This window comes from Streptomyces sp. Alt3 (assembly GCF_030719215.1).
GTDB classification, from domain to species: domain Bacteria; phylum Actinomycetota; class Actinomycetes; order Streptomycetales; family Streptomycetaceae; genus Streptomyces; species Streptomyces glycanivorans.
In genome coordinates this window covers 5,424,150-5,451,149 of the sequence record NZ_CP120983.1, presented here as the reverse complement: position 1 = coordinate 5,451,149, position 27,000 = coordinate 5,424,150, and the positions used below count along the sequence as shown (strand labels likewise).

Below are 27,000 nucleotides of genomic sequence, written 5' to 3'. Positions count from 1 at the left end.
CCGGTGGCGGATCTACGCCATGTCCCTTTTCGATCACCGTCAACTCTCCACAAAACCCTGTCTTTTACGAAAGGCTGAGCGGTCATCGGGTACCGAATTCCGGACTCTCTCTTTCGTTCACACAACAGGGATGCTGATGACCAAGGAATCCCCCAGCTCCATACCCGGGGCGAGACGCGCGGCGCGTATAGCCGCCGCGGCCGGTCTGGCGGCCGCACTGGCCGCCTCCGGCGCGTCCCCCGTCCTCGCCGCCGACGACCCGGCCGCCTCCCCGGTGAAGCCCGCCGCCACGAGCGCGAAGGGCGACAAGCTGGGCGAGGCCGACGCCGCAGTGCTGGCGAAGGCCGAGGCCAAGGGCGAGAAGAACATCACGATGATGGTCGCCACCACCCCCGGCGCGACCGAGAAGGTCGCCGAACAGCTGGACTCCGTCAAGGGGTCCGTGGTGGGGCAGACGTACGACAAGCTCGGCTACGTCCGGGCGACCGTGCCGACCGCGACCGCCGAGGCCACCATCAAGGCGACGCAGAAGCTCTCCTCCGTCCAGGGCATCGATCTCAAGCAGGAGATCAAGCTGGACGACCCGACGCCCGCGGGCGACCGGGTCGCCGGGGCGAAGCAGCCGAAGGCCACGGGAAGTTACGCGGCGCCGGACAAGAACACCCCCGCGAAGAACCCGTACAACCCGTCCTTCGAGACGGGCGCGGTCGACTTCGTGAAGCAGCACCCGAAGGCCGACGGCCGCGGGATCACCATCGGCGTCCTGGACTCCGGTGTCGACCTCGGCCACCCCGCGCTGCAGAAGACCACCACCGGCGAGCGCAAGATCGTCGACTGGGTGACCGCGACCGACCCGGTCAACGACGGCGACGGCACCTGGCTGCGCATGACGGCCTCCGTGTCCGGCCCGACGTTCACCATCGGCGGCCGCACCTACTCCGCGCCGGAGGGGTCCTACAAGATCCAGCTGTTCTCCGAGGCCGCGACCCGCGGCGGCGACATGGCCGGTGACCTCAACCGGGACGGCGACACCACCGATGTCTGGGCCGTGCTCTACGACCCGGTCGCCGGCACCGTCCGCGTCGACCTGGACAACGACGCCGACTTCCGCAACGACACCGCGCTGAAGCCGTACAAGGAGAAGCACCAGGTCGGCTACTTCGGCACGGACAACCCGGCGACGCAGATCGTCGAGCGCATCCCGTTCGTCGTGGAGACCCGCAAGGACGTCGTCTACAACGCGGCCGGCGCGAAGGCCGACTACGTGAACATCGGCGTCATCGAGAGCGAGCACGGCACCCACGTCGCGGGCATCACCGCGGCCAACGGCCTGTTCGGCGGCAAGATGAACGGCGCGGCGCCCGGCGCCAAGGTCGTCTCCTCGCGCGCCTGCACCTGGTCCGGTGGCTGCACCAACATCGCGCTGACCGAGGGCATGATCGACCTCGTCGTCAACCGCGGCGTCGACGTCGTCAACATGTCGATCGGCGGCCTGCCGCCGCTCAACGACGGCAACAACGCGCGCGCCGAGCTCTACAAGCGCCTCATCGACATCTACGGCGTCCAGCTGGTCATCTCGGCCGGCAACGAGGGCCCGGGCCTGAACACCATCGGTGACCCCGGCCTCGCCGACCACGTCATCTCGGTGGGCGCGTCGATCTCCAAGGAGACCTGGGCCGCCAACTACGGCTCGAACGTCACCAAGAAGTACGACATGCTGCCCTTCTCCTCGCGCGGTCCGCGTGAGGACGGCGGCTTCACGCCGACCCTGACGGCACCGGGCGCGTCGATCAACACCACGCAGACCTGGTACCCCGGCGGTCCGGTCAAGGAGGCGGGCTACTCCCTCCCCGCCGGCTACTCCATGCTGCAGGGCACCTCGATGTCCTCGCCGCAGGCCGCCGGCGCCACGGCGCTGCTGCTGTCCGCCGCGAAGCAGAAGCACATCGAGCTGCCCCCGGCCGACCTGCGGACCGCGCTGACCAGCACCGCCACCCACATCGACGGTGTGCCCGCGCACGCCCAGGGTGCCGGTCTGATCGACATCGTCGGCGCCTGGAAGCAGATCGAGAAGCAGGGCGCCCCGGCGCACGAGTACTCGGTCAAGGCCCCGGTCGACACCGCGATCGACTTCGCGCTCAAGGACCCGGGCTTCGGCACCGGCCTGTACGACCGTGAGGGCGGCCTGAAGGCCGGCCAGAAGAAGTCGTACGACGTCACCGTCACCCGCACCACGGGCCCGGACAAGGCCGTGAAGCACAAGCTGTCGTGGAAGAACAACGACGGCACCTTCTCCCTGACCGGTTCGAGCACCGTCTCGCTTCCGCTCGGCAAGCCGGTGACCGTCAAGGTGCAGGCCAAGCCGCGCACCGCGGGCGTCCACAGCGCGATCCTGCGGGTGGACGACTCGAAGACCAGCGGCGTGGACCAGCAGATCCTCTCCACGGTGGTCGTCGCCAAGGACCTGGTGAAGCCGGGTTACGCGTTCTCGACGACCGGCTCGGTGCAGCGCAACGGCACCACGTCGTACTTCGTGAACGTGCCGGAGGGCGCCGAGACCCTGGAGGTCGCGCTGAGCGCCCTGCGCTCGGGCAGCCAGACGCGGTTCATCTCCATCCACCCCTACGGGGTCGCGGTGGAGGACAGCTCCACGATCAACTGCTACCCGAACTACGAGAACCCGGCCAACACCTGCCGTCCGGACACGCGCTCGTACAACGCGCCGCAGCCGGGCGTCTGGGAGATCGAGGTCGAGTCCCGCCGTACGTCGCCGCTGCTGGACAACCCGTACAAGCTGGACGTCTCGCTGCTCGGCGCCTCCTTCGACCCGGCGGTGCGGACCATCCCCGAGGCGAAGATCGGCACCCCGGCCGCGGTGGACTGGACGGTCACCAACAACGCGGGCGACCTGGAGGGCAAGCTCAAGGGCGGCTCGCTGGGCTCGGCCGACGTCGAGCGCCCGTCGATCTCCACGGGTGGCGAGTACACCAGGACGGTGACCATCGGTGCGGGCGTCGAGAAGCTGGACGTCGCCATCGGCAACACGTCGGACGCCAACGCGGACATCGACCTGTACGTCTACAAGGGCGACACCGAGGTCGGCGCCTCCACGACGGCGGGCTCCGAGGAGTCCGTCAGCCTGGTGAAGCCGGCGGCCGGCACGTACACCGTCGTCATCGACGGCTACTCGGTCCCGGCCGGTACCACCGAGTACGACTACCGCGACGTCTACTACGCGTCGTCGCTCGGTGAGATCAAGGTCGACGAGTCGAAGGCCGTGAACCTGGCCAACGGCGCGTCCGCCCAGGTCACCGCTGAGGTCGTGGTCGCCGGAGCGGCCCCCGAGGGCCGCCAGTTCTTCGGCGAGGTCCAGCTGGTGAACGCCCGCGGCACCGCGGCGGGCACCGGCAGCGTCGTGATCGAGAAGGTCGCGCCGTAGCCGTCACGGCGGTGTGATCCGTACGACACCTCATGACTGTGGGGCGGGAGCTATCAAGGGCTCCCGCCCCACAGCTCCGTGCGGCGCCCGTCCGCCTGCCGGACAATGGATTGGACAAGGGAGCCGGGGACATACGCATCATGGACCGGCAATCGTGCCCGTTCGCATCTGTGAGGGAGTCCCAGTGAAGGTCGGAATCGTCGGCGCCACCGGTCAGGTCGGCACAGTCATGCGCAGCATCCTGGCCGAGCGGAAGTTCCCCGTCGCCGAGCTGCGGCTCTTCGCTTCCGCGCGTTCCGCGGGTTCCACCATCGCTTACGAGGGCACGGACATCACCGTGGAGGACGCCTCCACCGCGGACTACACCGGTCTGGACATCGTGCTGTTCTCCGCGGGCGGTGCCACGTCGAAGGCGCTGGCCGAGAAGGTCGCCTCCCAGGGCGCCGTGGTGATCGACAACTCCTCCGCATGGCGTAAGGACCCCGAGGTACCGCTGGTCGTCTCCGAGGTCAACGCGCACGCGATCGCGAACCGCCCCAAGGGCATCATCGCCAACCCGAACTGCACCACGATGGCCGCCATGCCCGTGCTGCGCCCCCTGCACGACGAGGCGCAGCTGGACGCGCTGACCGTGGCCACCTACCAGGCGGTGTCCGGCTCCGGGGTCGCCGGTGTCGCCGAGCTGCACGGCCAGGCGTCCAAGGTCGTCGCGGAAGCGGACAAGCTGACGCACGACGGTGACGCGGTGGACTTCCCCGAGCCGGGCGTCTACAAGCGCCCGATCGCCTTCAACGTACTGCCGCTCGCCGGGGCGATCGTCGACGACGGTTCCTTCGAGACGGACGAGGAGCAGAAGCTCCGCAACGAGTCCCGCAAGATCCTGGAGATCCCGGAGCTCAAGGTGTCCGGCACCTGTGTGCGGGTCCCGGTCTTCTCCGGTCACTCCCTCCAGATCAACGCCCGTTTCGCCCGCCCGATCAGTGTCGAGCGCGCCTACGAGCTGCTGAAGGACGCCGAGGGCGTCGAGCTCTCCGAGATCCCCACCCCGCTCCAGGCGGCCGGCAAGGACGCCTCGTACGTCGGCCGCATCCGCGCCGACGAGACCGTCGAGCACGGCCTCGCACTGTTCGTCTCCAACGACAACCTGCGCAAGGGTGCCGCGCTGAACGCGGTCCAGATCGCGGAGCTGGTGGCGGCGGAGCTCAAGGGCTGACCCCACTCGTCCGCGGAAGGGCGGCCCCTGGTGCCCGGGGCCGCCCTTCCGCGTGCCCGCTCGCTCGTCGCCCCGGAGGGCGGGAGCGGGAAGGAGCGGCTACGCGAGGGGCACCCCGGCCCCGCCCCGCCGTACCTCGAAGTGGAAGCACCCGTACTCCACGGCCCGCACGTGTACCAGCGCCACGTCCGGGTCGGCGAAGGCCTCCGCGAAGGCGGCGTCGAAGCCCTTCTCCTCCTCGGCCGGGATCTCCAGCAGCCGGCCGCCGATGATCGCGCCCTCCGCGTCGTAGCGGCGGACGGTGCGCAGTGCGCCCGCCCGGGAGAACGGATAGCCGGTCCGGTCCCCCGCCGGGCCCTCGCACCGCTCGGCGTGGATGAAGACCGGGCCCTGTTCGTCGTACGCCCCCGGGCGCGCCCAGGTCTCCGCCGCCCAGCGTCTCAGCGGCGCGTAGGAGACGAGCGCGATCAGCTCCCCCGACTCCGTGCCACGCAGGCAGCAGCGCAGGGGGTCGCCGCCCTCCGTGGCCTTGTACGGGACGCAGGGACGTCCCGCGTCGTCGGTCGTCCGGAGCTCTTCCAGGGTGTCCGGCCCGATGGGCCGTGCCTCGTGTGCGGTCATGGTCCGAGGGTGGCCCGGACACCCGCGCAGGTCCGGCGGAAAACGGACATCGCGCTGCGCCCGCCCCACGTGGAAGGATGACCAGAAACATCGCATATCAAGGAGATGACCGCGTGCCTGGCACGAATCTGACCCGCGAAGAGGCACAGGAGCGGGCGCGCCTGCTGACCGTGGACGCGTACGAGATCGATCTCGACCTCTCCGGCGCACAGGAGGGCGGCACCTACCGGTCCGTCACCACCGTGCGCTTCGACTCCGCCGAAGCCGGTGCGGAGACCTTCATCGATCTGGTCGCCCCCGCCGTGCACGACATCGTGCTGAACGGCAAGGACCTGGACATCGCAGCCGTCTTCCGGGACTCCCGGATCGCGCTGAAGCACCTCCGGGCCGGCGCGAACAAGCTGAAGGTCGTCGCCGACTGCTCGTACACGAACACCGGCGAGGGCCTGCACCGCTTCGTCGACCCTGTCGACGAGCAGGCCTACCTCTACACCCAGTTCGAGGTCCCGGACGCCCGCCGGGTGTTCGCCAGCTTCGAGCAGCCCGACCTGAAGGCGACCTTCCGGTTCACCGTGAAGGCCCCGTCCGGCTGGACCGTGATCTCCAACTCGCCGACGCCCGAGCCGAAGGACGACGTCTGGTCGTTCGAGCCGACGCCGCGCATCTCCACCTACATCACGGCCCTGATCGCCGGCCCGTACCACTCGGTGCACAGCAGCTACGAGAAGGACGGCCAGTCCGTCCCGCTCGGCATCTACTGCCGGCCGTCGCTCGCCGAGTACCTCGACGCGGACGACATCTTCGCGGTCACCCGGCAGGGCTTCGACTGGTTCCAGGAGAAGTTCGACTACGCGTACCCCTTCGCCAAGTACGACCAGCTCTTCGTCCCGGAGTTCAACGCGGGCGCGATGGAGAACGCGGGCGCGGTCACCATCCGCGACCAGTACGTGTTCCGTTCGAAGGTCACGGACGCGGCCTACGAGACGCGCGCCGAGACGATCCTCCACGAGCTCGCCCACATGTGGTTCGGCGACCTGGTCACCATGGAGTGGTGGAACGACCTCTGGCTGAACGAGTCCTTCGCGACGTACACCTCCATCGCGTGCCAGGCGGACGCCGAGGGCTCGAAGTGGCCGCACTCCTGGACCACGTTCGCCAACTCCATGAAGACCTGGGCGTACCGGCAGGACCAGCTGCCGTCGACGCACCCGATCATGGCGGACATCCAGGACCTCGACGACGTCCTGGTGAACTTCGACGGGATCACGTACGCGAAGGGCGCCTCGGTCCTGAAGCAGCTCGTGGCGTACGTCGGCAAGGACGCGTTCTTCAAGGGCGTGCAGGCCTACTTCAAGGCGCACGCCTTCGGGAACACCCGTCTGTCGGACCTGCTGGGCGCGCTGGAGGAGACCTCCGGCCGTGACCTGAAGACCTGGTCCAAGGCGTGGCTGGAGACGGCCGGGATCAACATCCTGCGCCCGGAGATCGAGACCGACGGGAACGGCCACGTCACCTCGTTCACCGTGCTCCAGGAGGCCCCCGCGCTGCCCGCCGGCGCGAAGGGCGAGCCCACCCTGCGTCCGCACCGGATCGCCATCGGCTGCTACGACCTCGACGCGGCGGGCAAGCTGGTGCGCACGGACCGGATCGAGCTCGACGTGGACGGCGAGCGCACCACGGTGCCGTTCCCTTCCGGCACGGCTCGTCCGGCGGTCGTCCTGCTCAACGACGACGACCTGTCGTACGCGAAGGTCCGTCTCGACGAGGAGTCGCTGCGGGTCGTCACCGAGCACCTGGGCGACTTCGCCGAGTCCCTGCCCCGCGCGCTGAGCTGGGCCTCGGCCTGGGACATGACGCGCGACGGCGAGCTGGCGACGCGTGACTACCTGGCGCTGGTCCTCTCAGGGATCGGCAAGGAGTCGGACATCGGCGTCGTGCAGTCGCTGCACCGTCAGGTGAAGCTGGCGCTCGACCTCTACGCCGCCCCGGAGTGGCGCGAGGCGGGCCTGAACCAGTGGACCGAGGCGACGCTGGCGCACCTGCGCGCGGCCGAGCCGGCCGGTGACCACCAGCTGGCCTGGGCCCGCGCATTCGCCGCGACGGCACGCAGCCCGCTCCACCTCGACGTCCTGCAGTCGCTGCTCGACGGCACGCAGGAGATCGAGGGCCTGGCCGTCGACACTGAGCTGCGCTGGGCGTTCGTGCAGCGCCTGGCGGCGACGGGCCTCCTGGACGAGGAGGAGATCGCCGCGGAGTACGAGCGTGACAGGACGGCCGCGGGTGAGCGTCACGCGGCGTCGGCGCGCGCGGCCCAGCCCTCCGAGGAGGCGAAGGCCGAGGCGTGGGCGTCGGTCGTCGAGTCGGACAAGCTGCCGAACTCCCTCCAGGAGTCGGTCATCAGCGGTTTCGTGCAGACCGACCAGCGTGAGCTGCTGGCGCCGTACACGGAGAGGTTCTTCACGGCGGTCAAGGACGTCTGGGACTCGCGCAGCCACGAGATGGCGCAGCAGATCGCGGTCGGCCTGTATCCGGCTCTCCAGGTCTCGCAGGAGACGCTGGACGCCACGGACGCCTGGCTGGAGTCGGCGCAGCCGAGCGCAGCGCTGCGCCGGCTGATGTCGGAGTCCCGCTCGGGCGTGGAGCGTGCGCTGAAGGCGCAGGCGGCCGACGCCGCAGCGGCCACCGCCTAACGGTCCTGCGGTACACGCGACGAAGGGGGCGCCTCCTGCGGGGGCGCCCCCTTCGTCGTGCGTGGGGACGGGCGCGGACGCCCGGGGTTCACCGTGGTTTGGGACGTGGTGACCGCTGGAAGCCGCCCGGCGGGCGGGCGCGGTTGCGCAGCCGTCCGCCGGGCGGGGGCATCAGGCGCCGGACTCCTGGTGGCGGCGGGCCAGTTCGGCCGCGCCCGCCTCCGTCAGCGAGCCGTGGAGGCGCATCCGGGCCACCCCGCCGTCGGGGTAGGCGTCCAGGCGTACGTGGGTGACCACGGCCTCGGTGTCGAGGACGAAGCGGTGGAGGGTGTCGGGCTGGAGCCGGGTTCGGGGCAGGATCTCGAACCATTCGCCCGTGTCGCCGTCGCGGCCGTGGAGGCCGGCCCAGCCGGCCGCGTTGCCCTTGAGGTAGGCGGTGTCGATCTCGACCGCGCGCACCGCGCCCTGGGCGGGCAGACGGAAGCGGACCCAGTCGTTCGTGTCGCGGACCCGGCGGCGGCGGTTCTCCCAGCCGTCGTCCATCTTGCGGGAGGTGCCGGGCAGGATGATCTGGGCCGGCGAGGAGTAGAAGCGGTCCGAGGCGTCCTCGTACATGCCGCCGTTGAGGATCGAGATCAGGTCGATCGTGCCCAGCGCGGCGAGCCAGGCCGGGTCGGGGACGACCTCGCCGTGGACACGGAGGCGGGCGATTCCGCCGTCCGGGTGCTGGCAGATCCGCAGGTGCGTCCAGCGGCGGCCCCCGGTGACCTCGAAGCCGTTGGCGGCGTGGCCGCGCACGGGGGTGGGCGGGACGAGCTCCTCCCACTTCACGTCGTCGGCGAGGAGCTCCGCGGGGCCGGGGGCGCCTTCCACGGCCGTCGCCTGGACGGAGACGCGCTGCGGGTAGTTGCCGCGGAAGTGTGCGGTGTCGACGACGACGCCGCGGATGATTCCGGGCGTGCCCAGTCGGACGATCGCCCAGTCGTGGTCCTCGGGGGCCGGGAAGGGGTGCTCCGCGTCCGTGCCCCGGCGGCGGCGGGTCTCCCAGCCGTCCATGATCTTGCCCTTGTGGCCGAAGCGCTCGGGGTCGAAGACGGCGGGTTCCCGGATCAGGAGGTTCTCGCGCTCTGCGAAGAACTCGTCGTTCGCCGCGATCACTCCGGCGCCGAGGCGGCGGTCCGCGAGGTCGACCAGTTCGGTGAAGGGGAAGTCGCCCGCGCGGTAGTCGGCGTAGGGGTCACCACCGCCGTAGGGGGCCGCGTCGTTGGCGTGCGGGTCGCTGGGAGAAAGCTCCGTCTGGTTCTCGTCGGTGGGCATGGGCCCACTGTGCCGCCGCGACAACGATCAGGTCCATCGAAAGTTTTCGTACGGTTCTTTCAGCCCTGCTTAACGGTGGGCCGACCGGAAGCGGCCGCCACCTGCTGGAGCGCGCTCAGCACCCGGGCGACCGCGGGGCCGTCTTCGGCGCCCTGCCGTACGGCCGCCACCACATGGCGACAGGGCCGGTCCGCCTCCAGGACCCGCATGGCCACGCCGTGGTGCGGCCGGTCGGATGCGGAGACCATCCGGGGGACCAGCGCGACGCCCATGGACGCCCGCACCATGGCGAGGATGGCTGTCCAGCCGGCGGCGCTGTGGGCCTGCTCGGGAACGAAGCCGGCGGCCTCGCACGCGGCGGTGGTGATCTCCGACCAGGGGCCGGACCCGCCGAAGATCCAGGGCTCCTGCGAGAGGTCCGCGAGCCGCAGGGCGGGCGCTCCGGCGAGGCGGTGACCGGCGGGCAGCGCCACGTCCAACGGGTCGGCGAGGAGCGGCAGCAGGGTGAAGCGGGGGTCCCGGGCCGTCGGGGCGTGCGCCGCCAGGGAGAGCGCCAGGTCCACCTCACCGGCCGACAGCAGCTCGAAGGCCTGGGCCGCCTCCGCCTCACGTACGCGCACCTGGGGTCCGGGACGCCCCTCGGCGCCCAGCAGCCGCACGGCGGGCACCACGAGGGCGGGCACGGCGGTCGAGAAGGCGCCGACACGCACCTGGCCCGCCTCGCCCCGCAGATAGCCGGTGAGTTCGGCGTCGGCCCGCTCCAGCTGGGCGAAGACCGCCTCGGCGTGCCGCAGCACCAGGTGCGCGGCGTCGGTGAGCCGCACGCGGCGCCCCTGCGCCTCCAGCAGCTGTACCCCGAGCTGCCCGGCGAGGTTGGTGAGCTGCTGCGAGACGGCGGACGGCGTCATACGGAGGGCTTCGGCGGCGGCGGTGACGGTCCCCCGGTCGCGCAGGGTGCGCAGGATGCGGAGCTTCTTGACGTCCCACTCGGTCATGCCCGCAACCTACCGGGGTCCGGACACGCCGGTGCGCCGCGCGGTACGGAGTACCGGCGGCGCACCCGGGAGAATTCCCTAGGCCTGCTTCTCGGACTTGTCGAGGACCATCACGAGGCCCGCGATCACCAGGAACAGGACGATCGGCAGCGCGACGTAGAGACCGAGGGTCTCCAGCACGTTCAGCCCCGGCCCCGGGTCGTCACCGTCGTCGCGGGTGAGCGCGAGCGCCGGGGACGACATGAGCAGCATCATCAGCGTCGTACCGGCCGCGACGGCGCCGGCGCGCATAGCGTTCTTCTTGTCCACGGTGCAAACGTAGCGAACGCCTACGAGGGGCGCGCGCCCGGGGGTGCCGTACGGGACTCCGGACCCCCCGTCAGGACGGCCATCAGCCGGTGCAGCCGGGGCGAGGCGGTGATCTCCTCCAGGGTGACGGGGTGGCCTTCCGCGTCGGCGACGGGCAGGCGCCAGTTGGGGTACTGGTCCCAGGTCCCGGGCAGGTTCTGCGGACGGCGGTCACCCACGGTGTCCGGGAGCCAGACGCCGGACATCAGGGCCGGGGTGCTCCGCAGGAAGCGGTGGACGGCGCGGACGGCCGCCTCCTCGTCCCCCTCACCCTCGGGCAGCAGCCGGAGCCGGGCCAGGTAGGCGAGCCATTCCGCGGTGTCGGCGGCGTCCTCGGCCAGCTCCTGCTCCAGGGGGCGGGTCAGCAGACCGAGCCGGTGGCGGAGCGTCACATGTTCGCCCGTCAGCCTCGCGGCGGTGGAGGGCAGGTCGTGGGTGGTCGCCGTCGCCACGCAGCCCTCGCGCCACGTCCCGGGGGCGAGCGGGCGCCCGTTCCCCGCCCAGTCACGCTCGAACCAGAGCACGGAGGTGCCGAGCACCCCGCGCCGGGCGAGCGCCTCGCGTACGCCGGGCTCGACGGTGCCGAGGTCCTCCCCTATGACGACGGCACCCGCCCGGTGCGCCTCCAGGACGAGGACGGCGAGCATCGCCTCGGCGTCCTGGGTGACGTAGGCGCCCTCGGTGGGCGGGAGCCCCTCGGGGACCCACCAGAGCCGGAAGAGGCCCATGACGTGGTCGATGCGCAGGGCCCCGGCGTGGGCGAGGAGGCCACGCAGGAGGTCCCGGTAGGGGGCGTACCCCAACGCCGCGAGGGCGTCGGGGCGCCAGGGGGGCAGTCCCCAGTCCTGACCGTGGGCGTTGAAGGCGTCGGGGGGCGCGCCGACGGACATGCCCCGGGCGAACGCGTCCTGCTGCGCCCAGGTGTCGGCGCCGTCGGGGTGTACGCCGACGGCGAGGTCGTGGACGATCCCGACGGGCATCCCGGACTCCCGGGCGGCGCTCTGCGCGGTGGCGAGCTGGGTGTCCGTGAGCCAGGCGAGCCGGCAGTGGAAGTCGACCCGGTCGAGCAGGTCGGTGCGGGCCCGGGCGCTCTGCGGGGAGCGGGGGTCGCGCAGCCCTTCGGGCCAGGCGCGCCACTGCGGTCCGTGGACCTCGGCCAGGGCGTACCACAGGGCGTGGTCCTCCAGGGCCTGCCCCTGTGCGGCGAGGAAGTCGCAGTAGGCGGCGCGGCGGCCGGGAGTCAGGGGGACCTCGTGGACGATCTCCAGGGCCTGCTTCTTCAGTGCCCAGACGGCGTCACGGTCGATCAGCGCGCCCTTGTTCAGCACGGCCTCGCGCAGCGCCGCGGCTTCCTGGCGCAGGTCGTCCAGGGCCGCTCTGCCGGGCTCGCCGACATGGCCGTACTCGGGGATCGACTCGATGTGCAGATGGACGGGATCGGGGAAGCGGCGCGAGGAGGGGCGGTACGGGGACGGGTCGGTCGGTCTGCCCGGTACGGCGGCGTGCAGCGGGTTGACCTGGACGAATCCGCTGCCCAGGGTCCGTCCCGCCCAGGCGGCGAGGTCGGCCAGGTCCGCGAGGTCCCCCATGCCCCAGGAGCGGGCGGAGAGCATCGAGTAGAGCTGGACGAGGAATCCGTGCGTGCGCGGAGGCGGCTGGGGTACGCGGTCCGGAGCGACGACGAGCGTGGCGGTGATGTGGCGGTGGTCCGGGGTACGGACGGTCAGCCGGTGGACGCCCAGGGGCGGTTCGGCCCACCAGGCGGGCGTCCTCGGCGCGTTCTCGACGGGTGCGGGGGCGGGCAGGACCCGCATGCGCAGGGGCCGGGATGCGCCGGTGGTCCCCGGTTCGGGCTCGACCGTGAGGAGTGCGCCGGGCGGCAGCGCGGTGAGCGCGTCCGGCAGCGGCTCCCCCGACCAGGCCACCACCGTCGGCGGGAGCAGTCGGGAGGCCGCCGCCGATTCGGCTGCGGCGAGCGATCTCCGTACGTCGGCGGGTGTGGCGGCGTCGACGCCCAGCGCGGCGAGCACGGCGGTGACCGTGTCGTCGGGGACGGACACCGTGACGTCCGCGGACGGGGAGAAGGAGGTGGCGACGCCGTGCAGTGCGGCGAGCCGGGACAAGCCCATTCAGACTCCTGGGGACTCCATGCCCCCCGCGGTGCCGGGTGCTGTCGGCTCGCTGGTCAGAGGGGCGACGGCGGCGAGCGGTGGCTCGCTCGTGAGGGGTGTTGCGTCGGCGAGCGGAGGCTCGCTGGTGAGCGGGGGCTCACTGATGAGCGGGGCGCTGTCGGCGAACGCGGGCTCGCCGGTCAAAGGGGACACGTCGGCGAGCGGCAGCTCGCTGATCATCGGAGGGGCGGTGAAGTCGGGGGACGTCTTACCTGCCAGCGGATCGGGATCCATGGGGCTCGGTACCTGTTTGGAGAGGGCGGAGAGCAGAAGCTGCGCGGATGCGGGCACGTTGGCCTCCTGGCCATGGACAACAGGACACAGCAGGCCTACCCAGCGGGGGCGGGTGCAGGCGTGGACGTGACATAGGCGTTATGACTAACGAGCCCAACGTGCCGTGGGTCACATCACGTTCCCGCACTCGCCGGGTATGCGTGGTTTTCGGCCACTCGGCAACTCTTCCCCGAACACCCACACTCCACACCCTGCAGCACATCAGGCATATCCGACGTAACGGCCATGTGCATTGACACCTCCGCGCGCGGGTGGTGGGCTCGGACGTCATTGCCGGGGCAACGGTCCCGCTCGGACCGGGGGCCCGGTCCGGACGCCGGACCTGAGTGAGGACGAAGGGGTACGGCGTGCAGCTCGGGCGCAGGAGGCATGCGACGGCCGTCGCCGTCGCCGTGATCGGCGGGCTGCTCGGCCCGTTCGTGCCGGCCGCCGTGGCGGCCCCCGTCACCCCCGCCGCGACAGCGGCGGACCGCACCGGTGACACCCCACTGCCTCCGGTCTGGCCCCGCCCGCAGTCCGCGGAGGCGTCGGGGCGGGCCGTCACCCTGGGGACGGAGGTCACCCTCCTGCCCGGCCCGGAGGCCGATCCGTACGCGGTGGAGGCGCTCAGGGCCCTCCTGCGCGACTCCGGCGTGCGCACGGTGCACGACGCCCTGCCCGGCAGGGGGCCGGTGCTCCGGCTCGGCGGCACGGACGCCGGCCACGCCCTGCGGGCCCTGCGCGCGCCGGAACGCGCCGATCTGCCGTCCGGGGGCTACCGCCTCGCCGTGGGCGAGACCGGCGGCCGCGCCGTGATCGCGCTGGACGGCGTCGGCGAGGACGGCCTGTTCCACGGCGTCCAGACCCTGCGTCAGCTCGTGCGGGACGGGACCGTCGCCGGGGCCGTGGTCCGCGACTGGCCGGGTACCGCCGTACGCGGGACGACCGAGGGCTTCTACGGGCAGCCGTGGACCCGCGAGGAGCGGCTCGCGCAGCTCGGCTTCATGGGGCGCACGAAGCAGAACCGCTATCTCTACGCGGCCGGCGACGACCCCTACCGGCAGACCCGCTGGCGCGAGCCCTACCCGGCCGGCGAGCGTGCCGACTTCCGTGCGCTGGCGGCGAAGGCGCGGGCCGAGCACGTGACCCTGGGCTGGGCCGTCTCCCCCGGGCAGGCGATGTGCATGACCTCGGACGCGGACGTGCGGGCGCTGAGCCGGAAGATCGACGCGATGTGGGCGCTGGGGGTGCGGGCGTTCCAGCTGCAGTTCCAGAACGTCAGCTACAGCGAGTGGCACTGCGACGAGGACGCGGAGACGTTCGGCAGCGGGCCCGAGGCCGCGGCCAGGGCGCAGGCACGGGTCGCGAGCGCGGTCGCCCGGCACCTCGCGGACCGGCACCCGGACGCGGAGCCGCTGTCGGTGATGCCGACCGAGTTCTACCAGGACGGCGCCACCGACTACCGCACGGCGCTCGCCGCCGAGCTGGACGAACGGGTGCAGGTGGCCTGGACCGGCGTCGGGGTGGTGCCGAAGACGATCACCGGGCGGGAGCTGGCGGGTGCGCGGGCGGCCTTCCGCCGTCCCCTGGTCACCATGGACAACTACCCGGTGAACGACTACGCGCAGGACCGGATCTTCCTCGGCCCGTACACCGGGCGGGACCCTGCCGTGGCCGGGGGGTCCGCGGCGCTGCTCTCCAACGCCATGGAGCAGCCCTCGGCGTCCCGCATCCCGCTGTTCACGGCGGCCGACTTCGCCTGGAACCCGAAGGCCTACCGGCCGCAGGAGTCCTGGCGGGCGGCGATCGCGGACCTGGCGGGCGGCGACGCCACCGCGCGGGCGGCCCTGGAGGCGCTGGCGGGCAACAGCGCCACCTCTCTGCTGGGCGGCGACGAGTCCGCGTACCTCCGGCCTCTGCTGTCCGCGTTCTGGGCGACGCGTCCGGCCGCGCACACGGCGGACGGGGCGGCCCGCGACAGGGCTTCACGTGAGCTGCGGGCCGCCTTCGGCGTGATGCGGCAGGCCCCGGAGCGGCTGAGGACCCCGGCGGACGGCAGGCTCCAGGACGAGGTGCGGCCGTGGAGCGGACAGCTGGCCCGGTACGGCAGGGCGGGCGAGCTCGCCGTCGACCTCCTGCGGGCGCAGGAGCGCGGCGACGGGGCTGCCGCGTGGAAGGCCCAGCTGGCGCTCGAACCGCTGCGAGAGAAGATCGCGGCGAGCACGGCGACGGTGGGCAAGGGCGTCCTGGATCCGTTCCTGAAGCGGGTGGTCGAGGAGGCTGACGCCTGGAACGGCACCGGCCGCGACACGGGCACGACGAGCCGTGACGCCCACGGCCACACCCTCCGCCTCGACCGCGCACGCCCGCTGGAGGCCGTCACCACCCTGACCCTGCCCGGCGACGGGGCGGCGGACGCGGTCCTGGAGGCCCATGTCCCCGGCGAGGGCTGGCGCGGCCTGGGCCCCCTGTCGGCGGCGGGCTGGACGCGGACGGCGGCGAAGGGGCTGCGGGCGGACGCGCTGCGGGTCAGTGTGCCGTCCGCCCGTCCGGTCCTGGTCGGCCCCCCGGCCCCGGGGGTCACGGGCACGCACCCGTCCTTCGACGAGGTCCCGGAGGTGCGGGCGCTCGTCCCCTGGTTCGAGGACGAGCCGGCTGCCCGTCTCGCCCTCGTCCGCGACCGGACGGACGCCGTGATCGGAGGCGGTACGCAGCGGGTCGAGGCGCGGCTGGCGGGCGGGCGCCCCGGCGAGGTGAAGGGCAGGCTCACGGCGAAGGCCCCCGAGGGCATCGAGGTGAAGGTCCCGGAGCAGGCGACGGTGACGGGCGGCTCGCGCACCGACATCCCCGTGGACATCACCGTCCCGGCCGACACCCCGGCCGGTGAGTACGAGGTGCCGCTGCGCTTCGGGGGTGAGGAGAGCACGCTGACCGTGCGGGCCTTCCCTCCCACCGCGGGCCCCGATCTGATGCGTACGGCCACGGCGTCCTCGTCGGGCGACGAGACCCCGGACTTCCCGGCCTCGGCGGCCTCCGACGGCGATCCGGAGACCCGCTGGTCCTCACCCGCCGAGGACGGCGCCTGGTGGCAGGCCGAGCTGCCCGCCCCGGTCCGGCTGGGCCAGGTCGTGCTGCGGTGGCAGGACGCCTACGCCTCCCGCTACCGCGTGCAGGTCTCCCCGGACGGCCGCACCTGGCGTACGGCGGCGACCGTGCCGGACGGCGGGGGCGGGCGCGAGAGCGTCCGGACCGACGCGAAGGACACCCGCTTCATCCGGGTCCAGGGCGACGGCCGGGCCACGGAGTACGGCTACTCGCTCTGGTCGGTCGAGGCGTACGCCGTCGAGGCGGACGGCACGGACGCGCGCCCCGGGGGCCAGGAGACACCGAAGGCCCGGTCCTCAGGCTGAGACGCCGTCGATCCGGGCCATCACGTCGTCCGCTCCGAACGGCTGCAGATAGGGCAGCCAGCGCGGATCGCGGTGCCCCGTCCCGATGATCCGCCAGGCGAGCCCGCTGGGCGGCGCCGGCTGGTGGCGCAGCCGCCAGCCCAGCTCGGGCAGGTGGCGGTCCGCCTTGACGTGGTTGCAGCGGCGGCAGGCCGCCACGACGTTGTCCCAGGCGTGCTGCCCGCCCCGGCTGCGCGGGATGACGTGGTCGACGCTGGTCGCGGCGGCCCCGCAGTACATGCAGCGGCCGCCGTCCCTCGCGAAGAGCGCCCGGCGTGTGAGGGGGACGGGCCCCCGGTAGGGGACCCGTACGAACCGCTTGAGGCGGACGACGCTGGGCGCCGGTACCGCACGGGTCGCACTGTGCATGAAGGCGCCGGACTCCTCGAGGCAGATGGCCTTGTTCTCGAGGACGAGGACGAGTGCGCGGCGCAGTGGTACGACGCCGAGCGGCTCGTACGAAGCGTTGAGAACCAGGACGTGCGGCACGTGGATGCCTCCTTGTACGCCGGCGACGCGTGGCTCGCGCCGGGACGATCCGATCTCAGTCTCTCCTCATGCCTGGTCCGAGCGCCACCACGTGCGGGTAACGGGCCGGGGGGATTTTCCTCACGCGCCCGCCTCCCGAGCGGTCCGAGGACCCCTTGACAGGCGTTCCGGCAGGGCGTCCGGTCCCCTCGCGTGATCGTCCGCACCCTCTGCGTGCCCGGGTGAGACGTGTCTCTCCCCCGCCGGCGGCAACGAACCACGCCCCCTGCTTCGTTAGTCTTATCGGTCTGCTGTCGCCCCACCTGGAGGTCCCCGCCGTGTCCCTGTACGCCCTTCTGGCCGCGGCCCCGTCCCCCGGTGCCGCGGGCTCGCTGGACGAAGCGGCCGAGCGGGCCGGGAACGCCGCGGGCTGGGTCGAGGAGAACTGGTCCACCTGGCTGAACACCGGTCTCCGCATCATCCTCATCGCGGCCGTCGCGATCGTGCTGCGCTACCTGATCCGGCGCGCCCTGACCAACCTCATCGACCGGATGAACCGCAGCGCCCAGGCGGTGGAGGGCACGGCCCTCGGTGGCCTGCTGGTCAACGCGGAACGCCGCCGCCAGCGCTCCGAGGCCATCGGCTCCGTGCTCCGCTCGGTCACGTCGTTCCTGATCCTGGGCACCGCGGCCCTGATGATCCTGGGGGCCTTCCAGATCAACCTGGCACCCCTGCTGGCCTCCGCGGGGGTCGCCGGTGTGGCGCTGGGCTTCGGCGCGCGCAACCTCGTCACCGACTTCCTCTCCGGCGTCTTCATGATCCTGGAGGACCAGTACGGCGTCGGGGACTCGATCGACGCGGGTGTCGCCTCCGGCGAGGTCATCGAGGTGGGTCTGCGGGTCACCAAGCTGCGCGGCGACAACGGCGAGATCTGGTACGTCCGCAACGGTGAGGTGAAGCGGATCGGCAACCTCAGCCAGGGCTGGTCCACCGCCGGCGTCGACGTCACGGTCCGCCCGGTGGAGGAACTGGAACTGGTCCGCAGGGCGATCGCCGAGGCCGGCGAGACCATGACCAAGGAGGAGCCCTGGTCGGAGCGGCTGTGGGGCCCGGTGGAGGTCCTCGGTCTGGACGCGGTGCTGCTCGACTCGATGACCGTACGGGTCACGGCCAAGACCATGCCGGGCAAGTCCCTGGGCGTCGAGCGCGAGCTGCGCTGGCGGATCAAGCAGGCCCTGGACGCGGCGGGCATCCGGATGATCGGCGTCGTTCCCGCGCAGCCGGACGCCGCCACCGCCGACCCGACGGCGTCCATGGCGGCCCCGTCCGCCTACGCCTCGGCGACCTCCCCGCAGTCGCTGGCGGCGACCCCGATAGCACCGCCGCCCAATCTGTCGAAGTGAACACAGGCGCACAGCGCCCCCGAGGTAACGCTTTGGTTGCCTCGGGGGCGCTTCCCATTGACGGGTCCGGACCGTCGCCATACCGTCCTCCCATCGACAGTAAAGTTTCCTAACAGAAGGCGGGTGCGTCGCTCATGGCCGGAACCACACCGGGTACGCCGCGCGTGCTGCGGGCCATGAACGACCGGGCGGCGCTCGATCTCCTGGTCACCCAGGGGCCCCTCACCCGCACCCGCATCGGTGAGCTGACCGGCCTGTCCAAGCCCACCGCCTCCCAGCTGCTGGCGAGACTGGAGGAGGCCGGCCTGGTGCGGTCGACGGGCAGCCAGAGCGGGCGGCCCGGGCCGAACGCCGTGCTGTACGAGATCCACCCGGCCGCCGCCCATGTCGCCGCGCTCTCCGTCGGCCCCACCGGGATAGACGCCGTCGTCGCGGACATCACCGGCGCCGTGGTCGGCTCCTGCCGCGTCGAGGCCGACGCCGTCGCGGAGGACGTGCGTCACCGCACCGCCCAGCTCGTCGCCGAGGCCGTGGACGGCGCCCTGCGCCCGACCGGTCTCGGCCACGACGACCTCGACGCCGTGGTGATCGGCACGCCCGGCGCGATCGACCCGCACACCGGGCAGCTGCGTTACGCGCCCCATCTGCCCGGCTGGCACTCCCGCACCCTGCTCGCCGACCTCGCCGAGGTGGTCGGGCGGCCCGTGGTCATCGAGAACGACGTGAACCTCGCGGCGGTCGCCGAGCAGTACGAGGGCGCGGCCCAGGACCACGACCACTTCGTCCTCGCCTACCTCGACGAGGGCGTGGGTGCCGCGATCGTGCTGGGCGGCACCCTCCTGCGCGGCGCCACGGGCGGCGCCGGGGAGATCGGCTACATGCCGTTGCCCGGCGCCCCGCTCGCCCGCGGCGGCGCGGCCGACTGGGCGGGCCCCGACGCGGGCGGCGGCTTCCAGAGCCAGGTGTCCTGCCCCGCCGTGCGTGACCTGGCCGGGGGCAGGCCGCTGGCCGAAGCCCTCGCCGACGAGACCGTGCGCGCGGAGGTCGCCCGCCGGCTGGCGACCGGCCTGGCCTCCGTGGTCGCCGTGGTCGACCCCGAACTGGTCGTCCTTTCCGGCCGGGTGGCCCAGGAGGGCGGGGAGGAACTCCGTGAGCGGGTCGAGGCCGAGATGACCGGTCTCGCGCTGCCCAGGCCGCTGCTCCGTATCAGCGACATCGAGGGCGATCCGATCCTGACCGGCGCGCTGCGGACGGCCCTCGCCCAGGCACGCGACAGCGTCTTCGACACCGCCTGACCCGACCGCCGCACCGCCTGAACCACCCGCCACCGCACCGCGCCGCCCGTATCAGGTGGCGCGTACGGCACCCCCGTACCCGGCGCCCCGCCCCCGCGGCGCCCCGTCCCCCGCGAAGTACCGCTGCAAAGGAAGTCCGCTATGGCGCTACGGCGCTTTCGTACCCGCGTGCCCCTGGCGCTCGGCGCAGCCGCGCTGCTGCTGTCCGGCTGCGCCAGTCCGAGTACCGGCAGCAACACCGACGACCCCACGAAGCCCGTCACGCTGAAGTTCTGGCACGGCTGGTCGGCGCCCGGCGAGGTCAAGGCGATCAACGAGAACATCGCCCGCTTCGAGAAGCTCCATCCGAACATCGACGTCGTCTCCACCGGCAACGTGAGCGACGAGACGATCAACCAGGCTCTGCGCGCGGGCGGCGGAGACGCACCCGACGTCGTGACCTCCTTCACCACCAACAACGTCGGGCAGTACTGCTCGTCCGGTATGTGGGTGGATCTCGACCCCTTCATGCGGAAGAGCGGGATCGACAAGGCGAAGGTCTTCCCGAAGACGCTGCTGGACTACACGCGGTACGAGGGCGTCCAGTGCGCGACGCCTCTGCTCGCAGACGCGTTCGGCATGTACTACAACAAGGACGCCTTCGAGGCGGCGGGGATCACCCGGCCCCCGCGCACCATGTCGGAGATGAAGGCCGACGCGGTCAAGCTGACGCTGAGGAACAAGGACGGCTCGCTGAAGCGCGCCGGCTTCATGCCGAACTTCCAGCTCTACCAGAACTCCCCCGACCGGATGTTCGCGCAGTGGGGACCGGAGTACTTCGACGGCGAGGGCAGGGCGAAGCTCGCCGACGAGCCGAAGACCGAGGACTTCTTCAGCACCATGCGCGACCTCTCCGACGCACAGGGCGGCTACGCGGCCATGGAGAGGCTGCGCGCCCGCTTCGGTGACGAGATGTCGTCGCAGAACGGCTTCCTGACCGGCAAGCTCGCCATGCACCTGGACGGTGAGTGGCGCGGGCTGATGCTCGACGAGGCGAAGGCGGACTTCGACTGGGCGGTCGCCCCGCTGCCGGTCCCCGACGACCAGGCGGACACCTACGGACGCGGCTATCTGACGGGCACCGTCGCCGGCATCGCGCACAGCAGCATGCACCAGAACGCGGCCTGGGAGCTGGTGAAGTACCTGACGGTCGACACGGAGCCGGTCGTGCACTTCGCCAACGCGATCCACAACGTGCCGTCCACGTTCGAGGCGCTGAAGTCCCCCGGCCTGGACGCGGATCCGGCGTTCCGCACCTTCATCGAGATCGCGCGGAACCCGCACAGCCAGGCCGTTCCGCCCTCGAACAACGGCGGTCAGTACATCACCTCGTTCGGCGGCTTCTCGCAGTCCGTCGAGGCGGGCAGGACGAAGGACCTGCACCGCGCGCTGAAGGACCTCGACGACCAGATCGACGCCGACAACCTCCAGTCGGAAAACTGAGGAGCCGAGTCATGGCACTGTCCCTCTCCACCCCGGCGAAGTCCGCCGGACGGGCGACCGATCCGGCCCCCCGCGACTCCCCCCTGCGGCGCAAGCGGAACCGTGAGCGGCTGCGCAACCTGGGATTTCTCTCGCCCTGGATCGTCGGGTTCTCGGTCTTCTTCGGATACCCGCTGATCGCGACCGTCTACTTCTCGTTCATGCACTACAACCAGATCAAGGCGCCCACCTTCGTGGGGCTGCGGAACTGGCGGTACGTGCTGGAGCAGATGCCGCTGTTCGGCCCGGCCCTGTGGAACACGCTGTGGCTGGTCGTCGTGATGGTCGCGCTGCGCGTGGTCTTCGGCCTCGGCATCGGCCTGCTCATCACGAAGGTCAAGACGGGTGTGGGGCTGTTCCGTACGGCCTTCTACATCCCGTACCTGGCTCCGCCCGTCGCGGCCACGGTCGCCTTCGTCTTCCTCCTCAACCCGTCCACCGGGCCGGTCAACGAGGTGCTGTCGTGGATCGGTCTGCACGGGCCGAACTGGTTCAACGACCCGAACTGGTCGAAGCCCTCGCTGGTCCTGCTCTCCCTGTGGGGCATCGGCGACCTGATGGTCATCTTCATGGCCTCGCTGCTCGACGTCCCGAAGGAGCAGTACGAGGCCGCCGATCTGGACGGCGCGGGCGCCTGGACTAAGTTCCGTTACGTCACCTGGCCCGCCATCATCCCGATCGTGCTCTTCGCCGTCGTCACCGGAGTGGTGCAGACGATGCAGTACTACACACAGGCCCTCGTCGCGGGGAAGCTCGCCTCGGGCGTCTCCATCGGCCCCGGCACGGTGATCCAGCCCGGGTATCCGGAGCACTCCACCCTGACGGTCCCGCAGCTCGTCTACTCGCTGGGCTTCCAGAACTTCAACACCGGCGCCGCGTGCGTCCTCTCCCTCGTGCTCTTCGCCATCGCCATGGCCGTGACCCTTCTGCTGATGCGCAAGAGCGTCGGCCTCATCCCGGCGGAGGACTGAGATGACCACCACCACCCTGACCAGGCCGGACACCGCCGTGCCGGGCCGACCGGGCGGCACCGACACGGCCAGGCACCGCCGTAAGCGGATCCTGAACTGGATCGCGGTCCACTCCGTGGCCGTCGCGCTCGCCCTGTTCTTCGTCCTGCCGTTCGTCTTCGTGTTCCTCACGTCGGTGATGAGCGACGACCAGGCGATGAGCGGCGATCTGTGGCCTGGCTCGTGGAACTGGTCGAACTACTCGACGGTCTTCCACACACCCGGGTTCCTCGACTGGTGGCGCAACTCGCTGATGTACGCGCTGCTGGGCACCGTGTTCACCGTGTGCTCGTCGGTGCCGGTCGCCTACGCCCTGGCCAAGTTCCGTTTCCGTGGCCGGCGCACGGCGATGATGCTCGTCATCTCCACGATGATGCTGCCGCCGCAGGTCATCATCATCCCGATGTACCTGGTGTGGGCACAGCAGTTCCACCTGTCGGGCTCGCTCTGGCCGCTGATCATCCCGATGGCGTTCGGCGACGCCTACTCGATCTTCCTGCTGCGGCAGTTCCTGCTGACCATTCCGCAGGAGTACATCGAGTCGGCGAAGGTCGACGGGTGCGGTGAGCTCCGCACCCTGCTCAGGATCGTCGTCCCGATGGCCAAGCCGGGGATCGCGGCCGTGGCGCTCTTCCAGTTCTTCTACTGCTGGAACGACTACTTCGGGCCGCAGATCTACGCCGCGCAGAATCCGGGCGCCTGGACCCTGAGCTACGGCCTGGAGTCCTTCAAGAGCGCCCACGCGGTCAACTGGAACCTGACGATGGCCGCGACCCTGCTCGTCATGGCGCCGGTCGTCATCGTCTTCTTCTTCGCACAGAAGGCCTTCGTAGAAGGCGTCACCCTCACCGGAGTAAAGGGCTGAGAACCATGAAGCTCGCAGTAGTTGGTGGCGGGTCCACCTACACCCCCGAACTGATCGACGGCTTCGCGCGGCTGCGGGACACCCTGCCGGTGGAGGAGCTCGTGCTCGTCGACCCGGCGGCCGACCGGCTGGAGCTGGTCGGCGGCCTGGCGCGGCGGATCTTCGCCAGGCAGGGCCACCCCGGGAAGATCGTCACCACCTCCGACCTGGACGCCGGGGTCGCCGGCGCCGACGCGGTGCTGCTCCAGCTCCGCGTCGGCGGGCAGGCCGCCCGCAACCAGGACGAGACCTGGCCGCTCGAATGCGGCTGCATCGGCCAGGAGACCACCGGCGCGGGCGGTCTGGCCAAGGCGCTGCGCACGGTGCCGGTCGTCCTCGACATCGCCGAGCGGGTCCGCCGCGCCAATCCCGACGCGTGGATCATCGACTTCACCAACCCGGTCGGGATCGTGACCAGGGCGCTGCTCCAGGCGGGGCACAAGGCGGTCGGCCTGTGCAACGTGGCGATCGGGTTCCAGCGCAAGTTCGCCGCGCTGCTCGACGTGACGCCCGGTGAGGTGCACCTCGACCACGTCGGGCTGAACCACCTGACGTGGGAGCTCGGGGTGCGTCTCGGCGGCCCGGACGGCGAGGACGTCCTGCCGAAGCTGCTCGCGGAGCACGGCGACGCGATCGCCGGCGACCTGCGCATGCCCCGGCAGATCGTGGACCGGCTCGGTGTCGTCCCCTCGTACTACCTGCGGTACTTCTACGCGCACGACGAGGTGGTGAGGGAGCTCGGCACGAAGCCGTCCCGCGCCGCCGAGGTGGCCGCGATGGAGAAGGAGCTCCTGGAGATGTACGGCGACCCGGCCCTGGACGAGAAGCCCGCGCTGCTCGGCAAGCGGGGTGGGGCCTTCTACTCGGAGGCCGCGGTGGACCTGGCGTCCTCGCTGCTCGGCGGGGGCGGCTCCGCGGTGCAGGTGGTCAACACGTACAACAAGGGGACGCTGCCGTTCCTGCCGGACGACGCGGTGATCGAGGTCCAGGCCCGGGTCGACGGCACGGGCGCCGCCCCGCTCGCCGTCCCCGCGCTGGACCCCCTGTACGCGGGGCTGATCGGGCACGTCACCGCCTACGAGGACCTGGCCCTGGACGCCGCGCTGCGCGGGGGCCGCGACCGTGTGTTCAAGGCGCTGCTGGCGCACCCCCTGATCGGCCAGTTCGAGTACGCCGAGGCGCTCACCGACAAGCTGATCGCGCACAACCGGGAGCACCTGGCGTGGGCCTGACCGCACATGTGCTCGCGGTCGACGCGGGCAACAGCAAGACGGACGTGGCCGTGATCGGCGCCGACGGAACGGTTCTCGGCAGTGCGCGCGGGGGTGGGTTCCAGCCGCCGGTCGTCGGGGTCGACGTGGCCGTGGACGCGCTGGGAACGGCCGTGCTCGCCGCGTTCGAGCAGGCCGGGGTGACGGGGGTCGGGCATGTGTCGGCCTGCCTCGCCAACGCCGATCTCCCGGTCGAGGAGCGGGAGCTGGCCGAGGCGCTGGTGGCCCGCGGCTGGGGCCGGACGGTCGAGGTGCGCAACGACACCTTCGCGATACTGCGCGCGGGGGTGGACGAGCCCCGCGGGGTGGCCGTGGTGTGCGGCGCGGGGATCAACTGCGTCGGGATGGGGCCGGACGGCGCCACCGCCCGGTTCCCCGCGATCGGCCGCATGTCCGGTGACTGGGGCGGCGGTTCGGGGCTCGCGGAGGAGGCGATGTGGTTCGCGGCGAGGGCCGAGGACGGCCGCGGTGAGCCGACCGAGCTGGCCCGGACCCTGCCGGGGCACTTCGGGCTCGACTCGGTGTACGCGCTGATCGAGGCGCTGCACCTGGGACACATCCCGTTCGGGCGCCGGCACGAGCTGACCCCGGTGCTGTTCTCGACCGGCGCGGCGGGCGACCGGATCGCGCAGGGCCTGGTCGAACGGCAGGGGGACGAGGTCGTGGCCATGGTCTCGGTCGCGCTGGCCCGGCTCGGCCTGCTGGAGGAGGAGACGCCGGTGGTGCTGGGCGGCAGCGTGCTGGCTGCCCGCCACCCGGCGCTGGACGACCGGATCACCGGGCTCCTCGCCGTACGTGCCCCGAAGGCGGTGATCCAGGTGGTGTCGGCTCCGCCGGTCCTGGGTGCCGCGCTGCTGGGTCTGGACCGCACCGGCGCCGCCCAGGAGACGCACGACAGGCTGCGGGCGCAGTACGTCTGAGGCCCGCGACGAAGGGCGCCCCGTGGCTGTGCCGCACGGGGCGCCCTTCGCGTGCATGGGGAACCGACGGGTACTCCCGGACGTGTTCATGGAGGGGGAATCGGGGCGTGGGGAGCCGGCGCCCCGCCGAATCGCCTTGAACGTCTGCGCCCGTCCTGGTCGAATACGGGCAACGACGCGTGATCCGGGCACTCCTGGTGGATGGACGGCGGCCCCGGGGGTCATACTTCTGGCCAGGACCAGTCGTCCTCCGATCGGCCGGGGGGCCCGGGCCGTCGTCAGTGACCGAGGGGGAGGTCAAGTGACATACCCGCCGAGCGGGACCGCGCTGCGGGAGCCCGGCCAGGACCGGCCGTCCGCGCCCGTGACCGTACCCGCGCCGCGCCGTGGTGCCGGGGCCGAGGCCGCCGCGCGGCTGCGCACCGCGGCGACGACCGAACCGGGCAGGCTGCAGATCTACGGTGCCGTACTGGCCCTGCTGGTCCTGGTGTTCGGGGCCGTCACCTGTCTGGAGATCGCCGGAAGGGCCTCGTCCGCCGACGACGTGGTGACCCGGAGCCAGCCGCTGAGCGCGGACGCCGCGAGCATCTACCGTTCGCTGGCCGACGCGGACACGATGGCCGCGAGCGGCTTCCTCGCGGGTGCGCAGGAGCCCACGGACGTGCTCGCGCAGTACGACGCGGACATCAGGGAGGCCTCCCGGCTGCTGATCGACGCGGCGGCGAGCACCGACTCCTCGACGACGTCGCACGACGAGATCACGACGCTGAGCCGGCTGCTCCCCGTTTACACGGGCCTGATCGAGCGGGCCAGGGCCAACAACCGGCAGGGACTGCCGCTCGGAGGCGCCTACCTCCGGTACGCCAACCAGAAGATGACGAACGAACTGCTTCCGGCGGCCGAGCGGTTGTACGCGGCGGAGACGGGCCGGCTGGCCACCGACTCGGCCGACGCACGACGGCTGCCCTTCCTGTCCCTCGGGGCCGGGATCGTCGCGCTGGGCGCGCTGGTGTGGATGCAGCGGCGCAACTACCGCAGGACGAACCGCGTCTTCAACCACGGGCTGCTCGCGGCGACGGCCGCGGCCACGGTGGTCCTGCTCTGGCTGGCCGTGGGGCACACGGTGGCCAGGGCCGAGCTGCGGGGCGCGATGGTGCACGGCCAGGAGTCGCTCGACGTCCTCAACAAGGCACGGATCAACTCCCTGAAGGCACGCGCGAACGAGAACCTCACGCTGGTCGCCCGAGGTGCCGTGCTCACCCCGGACGGCACGCGGGACCAGTACGAGACCGACTACGGCACGGGCATGAAGGAACTCGGCGCGCAGCTCGAAAAGGCGCGGGAGCTCGCCGACGACGCCCGTGGGAGCAAGCCGGTGAAGGACGCGATCGACGGTGTGTCCACGTGGCAGGACCGCCACGGGAAGGCCCGGGCGACGGACGACCGGGGCGACTACGACAGTGCGCTGCGGCAGATCATCGGCCCCGAGGACTCCACGGGCGAGTCCTTCGAGCAGGTCGACGACGCGCTGGAGCGGGCACTCGCCCACGAACAGGACGAGTTCGACGCGGCGGCACAGGACGGGCGCGGGGCGCTGGGCGGGCTGCCCCTCGGGGCCGCCGTCCTCGCCGTACTGGGTGCGGTGGCCGTGATCGTCGGGGTCAACCGCAGGCTCTCGGAGTACCGGTGAGG

The 27,000-nt window shown here is 71.8% G+C and carries 19 protein-coding genes; 12 read left to right on the top strand and 7 right to left on the bottom strand.

What is annotated here, in order from left to right; genetic code table 11:
* The first annotated feature begins 130 nt into the window (after nt 1-130).
* Both P8A20_RS23935 and P8A20_RS23930 read left to right on the top strand, forming a co-directional pair.
* Nucleotides 131-3,439, top strand: a complete 3,309-nt coding sequence (locus tag P8A20_RS23935) for a S8 family serine peptidase (protein WP_306104241.1) — start codon at nt 131-133, stop codon at nt 3,437-3,439.
* 184 nt (nt 3,440-3,623) lie between these two features.
* Entirely contained in the window at nt 3,624-4,652 is a 1,029-nt protein-coding gene (locus tag P8A20_RS23930; RefSeq protein WP_147963444.1) for an aspartate-semialdehyde dehydrogenase, read from the top strand.
* A gap of 99 nt (nt 4,653-4,751) precedes the next feature.
* Here P8A20_RS23930 and P8A20_RS23925 read toward each other — a convergent pair whose 3' ends face one another.
* A complete protein-coding gene (locus tag P8A20_RS23925) occupies nt 4,752-5,273 on the bottom strand; it encodes a DUF1203 domain-containing protein (RefSeq protein WP_147963445.1) in 522 nt (173 codons plus the stop codon).
* A gap of 113 nt (nt 5,274-5,386) precedes the next feature.
* On the opposite strand from P8A20_RS23925, the gene pepN reads away from it, so the two are divergent.
* A complete protein-coding gene (gene pepN / locus P8A20_RS23920) occupies nt 5,387-7,963 on the top strand; it encodes an aminopeptidase N (protein WP_306104240.1) in 2,577 nt (858 codons plus the stop codon).
* Between the two features lie 171 nt (nt 7,964-8,134).
* On the opposite strand, the gene alc is transcribed toward pepN, so the two are convergent.
* The 5 genes from alc to P8A20_RS23895 all read right to left on the bottom strand — a co-directional run bounded on the left by alc (nt 8,135) and on the right by P8A20_RS23895 (nt 13,085).
* Nucleotides 8,135-9,280: an allantoicase gene (gene alc / locus P8A20_RS23915; RefSeq protein WP_306104239.1), complete on the bottom strand. Its 1,146-nt coding sequence runs from the start codon at nt 9,278-9,280 to the stop codon at nt 8,135-8,137.
* A 59-nt stretch (nt 9,281-9,339) separates the two neighbouring features.
* Nucleotides 9,340-10,275 carry a LysR substrate-binding domain-containing protein gene (locus tag P8A20_RS23910; RefSeq protein WP_306104238.1) on the bottom strand — a complete coding sequence of 312 codons (936 nt, stop codon included), beginning with the start codon at nt 10,273-10,275 and terminating at the stop codon, nt 9,340-9,342.
* 78 nt (nt 10,276-10,353) lie between these two features.
* Nucleotides 10,354-10,584, bottom strand: a complete 231-nt coding sequence (locus tag P8A20_RS23905; RefSeq protein ID WP_442812088.1) for a hypothetical protein — start codon at nt 10,582-10,584, stop codon at nt 10,354-10,356.
* Nucleotides 10,585-10,604: 20 nt separating this feature from the next.
* Entirely contained in the window at nt 10,605-12,752 is a 2,148-nt protein-coding gene (malQ, locus tag P8A20_RS23900; protein ID WP_306104237.1) for a 4-alpha-glucanotransferase, read from the bottom strand.
* Entirely contained in the window at nt 12,753-13,085 is a 333-nt protein-coding gene (locus tag P8A20_RS23895) for a hypothetical protein (protein ID WP_306104236.1), read from the bottom strand.
* 350 nt (nt 13,086-13,435) lie between these two features.
* On the opposite strand from P8A20_RS23895, the gene P8A20_RS23890 reads away from it, so the two are divergent.
* The gene (locus P8A20_RS23890; protein WP_306104235.1) at nt 13,436-16,477 is read left to right on the top strand and encodes a glycoside hydrolase family 84 protein; all 3,042 of its coding nucleotides are present in this window, start codon (nt 13,436-13,438) and stop codon (nt 16,475-16,477) included.
* Here P8A20_RS23890 and P8A20_RS23885 read toward each other — a convergent pair.
* On the bottom strand, nt 16,469-17,005 hold the full coding sequence (locus tag P8A20_RS23885) for an HNH endonuclease (RefSeq protein ID WP_104785722.1): 537 nt from the start codon (nt 17,003-17,005) through the stop codon (nt 16,469-16,471). The two genes, P8A20_RS23890 and P8A20_RS23885, sit on opposite strands and share 9 nt — an antisense overlap.
* Before the next feature lie 317 nt (nt 17,006-17,322).
* Here P8A20_RS23885 and P8A20_RS23880 point away from each other — a divergent pair, with 317 nt between their 5' ends.
* From P8A20_RS23880 to P8A20_RS23845, 8 genes are all read left to right on the top strand, one after another.
* Nucleotides 17,323-18,387, top strand: a complete 1,065-nt coding sequence (locus P8A20_RS23880) for a mechanosensitive ion channel family protein (protein WP_147963452.1) — start codon at nt 17,323-17,325, stop codon at nt 18,385-18,387.
* Between the two features lie 134 nt (nt 18,388-18,521).
* Nucleotides 18,522-19,682 carry an ROK family transcriptional regulator gene (locus tag P8A20_RS23875; protein ID WP_306104234.1) on the top strand — a complete coding sequence of 387 codons (1,161 nt, stop codon included), beginning with the start codon at nt 18,522-18,524 and terminating at the stop codon, nt 19,680-19,682.
* Nucleotides 19,683-19,823: 141 nt separating this feature from the next.
* Complete coding sequence (locus P8A20_RS23870; RefSeq protein WP_306104233.1) at nt 19,824-21,164, top strand: ABC transporter substrate-binding protein; 1,341 nt, start codon at nt 19,824-19,826, stop codon at nt 21,162-21,164.
* A gap of 11 nt (nt 21,165-21,175) precedes the next feature.
* On the top strand, nt 21,176-22,174 hold the full coding sequence (locus tag P8A20_RS23865) for a carbohydrate ABC transporter permease (protein ID WP_306104232.1): 999 nt from the start codon (nt 21,176-21,178) through the stop codon (nt 22,172-22,174).
* A 1-nt stretch (nt 22,175) separates the two neighbouring features.
* On the top strand, nt 22,176-23,078 hold the full coding sequence (locus P8A20_RS23860) for a carbohydrate ABC transporter permease (RefSeq protein WP_147963454.1): 903 nt from the start codon (nt 22,176-22,178) through the stop codon (nt 23,076-23,078).
* Between the two features lie 5 nt (nt 23,079-23,083).
* Nucleotides 23,084-24,349: a 6-phospho-beta-glucosidase gene (locus P8A20_RS23855; RefSeq protein ID WP_306104231.1), complete on the top strand. Its 1,266-nt coding sequence runs from the start codon at nt 23,084-23,086 to the stop codon at nt 24,347-24,349.
* Entirely contained in the window at nt 24,340-25,308 is a 969-nt protein-coding gene (locus P8A20_RS23850) for an N-acetylglucosamine kinase (protein ID WP_147963456.1), read from the top strand. The genes P8A20_RS23855 and P8A20_RS23850 overlap by 10 nt, the downstream gene beginning before the upstream one ends.
* A 301-nt stretch (nt 25,309-25,609) precedes the next feature.
* Nucleotides 25,610-26,998: a GlnX family signal transduction membrane protein gene (locus P8A20_RS23845; RefSeq protein WP_306104230.1), complete on the top strand. Its 1,389-nt coding sequence runs from the start codon at nt 25,610-25,612 to the stop codon at nt 26,996-26,998.
* Nucleotides 26,999-27,000: the final 2 nt, after the last annotated feature.

What these genes read in the sequence shown, in the direction of transcription:
- P8A20_RS23935 (WP_306104241.1), top strand. Translation starts at nt 131, where the DNA reads ATGCTGATGACCAAGGAATCCCCCAGCTCCATACCCGGGGCGAGACGC.
- P8A20_RS23925 (WP_147963445.1), bottom strand. Translation starts at nt 5,273, where the DNA reads ATGACCGCACACGAGGCACGGCCCATCGGGCCGGACACCCTGGAAGAG.
- alc (WP_306104239.1), bottom strand. Translation starts at nt 9,280, where the DNA reads ATGCCCACCGACGAGAACCAGACGGAGCTTTCTCCCAGCGACCCGCAC.
- P8A20_RS23910 (WP_306104238.1), bottom strand. Translation starts at nt 10,275, where the DNA reads ATGACCGAGTGGGACGTCAAGAAGCTCCGCATCCTGCGCACCCTGCGC.
- malQ (WP_306104237.1), bottom strand. Translation starts at nt 12,752, where the DNA reads ATGGGCTTGTCCCGGCTCGCCGCACTGCACGGCGTCGCCACCTCCTTC.
- P8A20_RS23875 (WP_306104234.1), top strand. Translation starts at nt 18,522, where the DNA reads ATGGCCGGAACCACACCGGGTACGCCGCGCGTGCTGCGGGCCATGAAC.
- P8A20_RS23870 (WP_306104233.1), top strand. Translation starts at nt 19,824, where the DNA reads ATGGCGCTACGGCGCTTTCGTACCCGCGTGCCCCTGGCGCTCGGCGCA.
- P8A20_RS23865 (WP_306104232.1), top strand. Translation starts at nt 21,176, where the DNA reads ATGGCACTGTCCCTCTCCACCCCGGCGAAGTCCGCCGGACGGGCGACC.
- P8A20_RS23860 (WP_147963454.1), top strand. Translation starts at nt 22,176, where the DNA reads ATGACCACCACCACCCTGACCAGGCCGGACACCGCCGTGCCGGGCCGA.
- P8A20_RS23855 (WP_306104231.1), top strand. Translation starts at nt 23,084, where the DNA reads ATGAAGCTCGCAGTAGTTGGTGGCGGGTCCACCTACACCCCCGAACTG.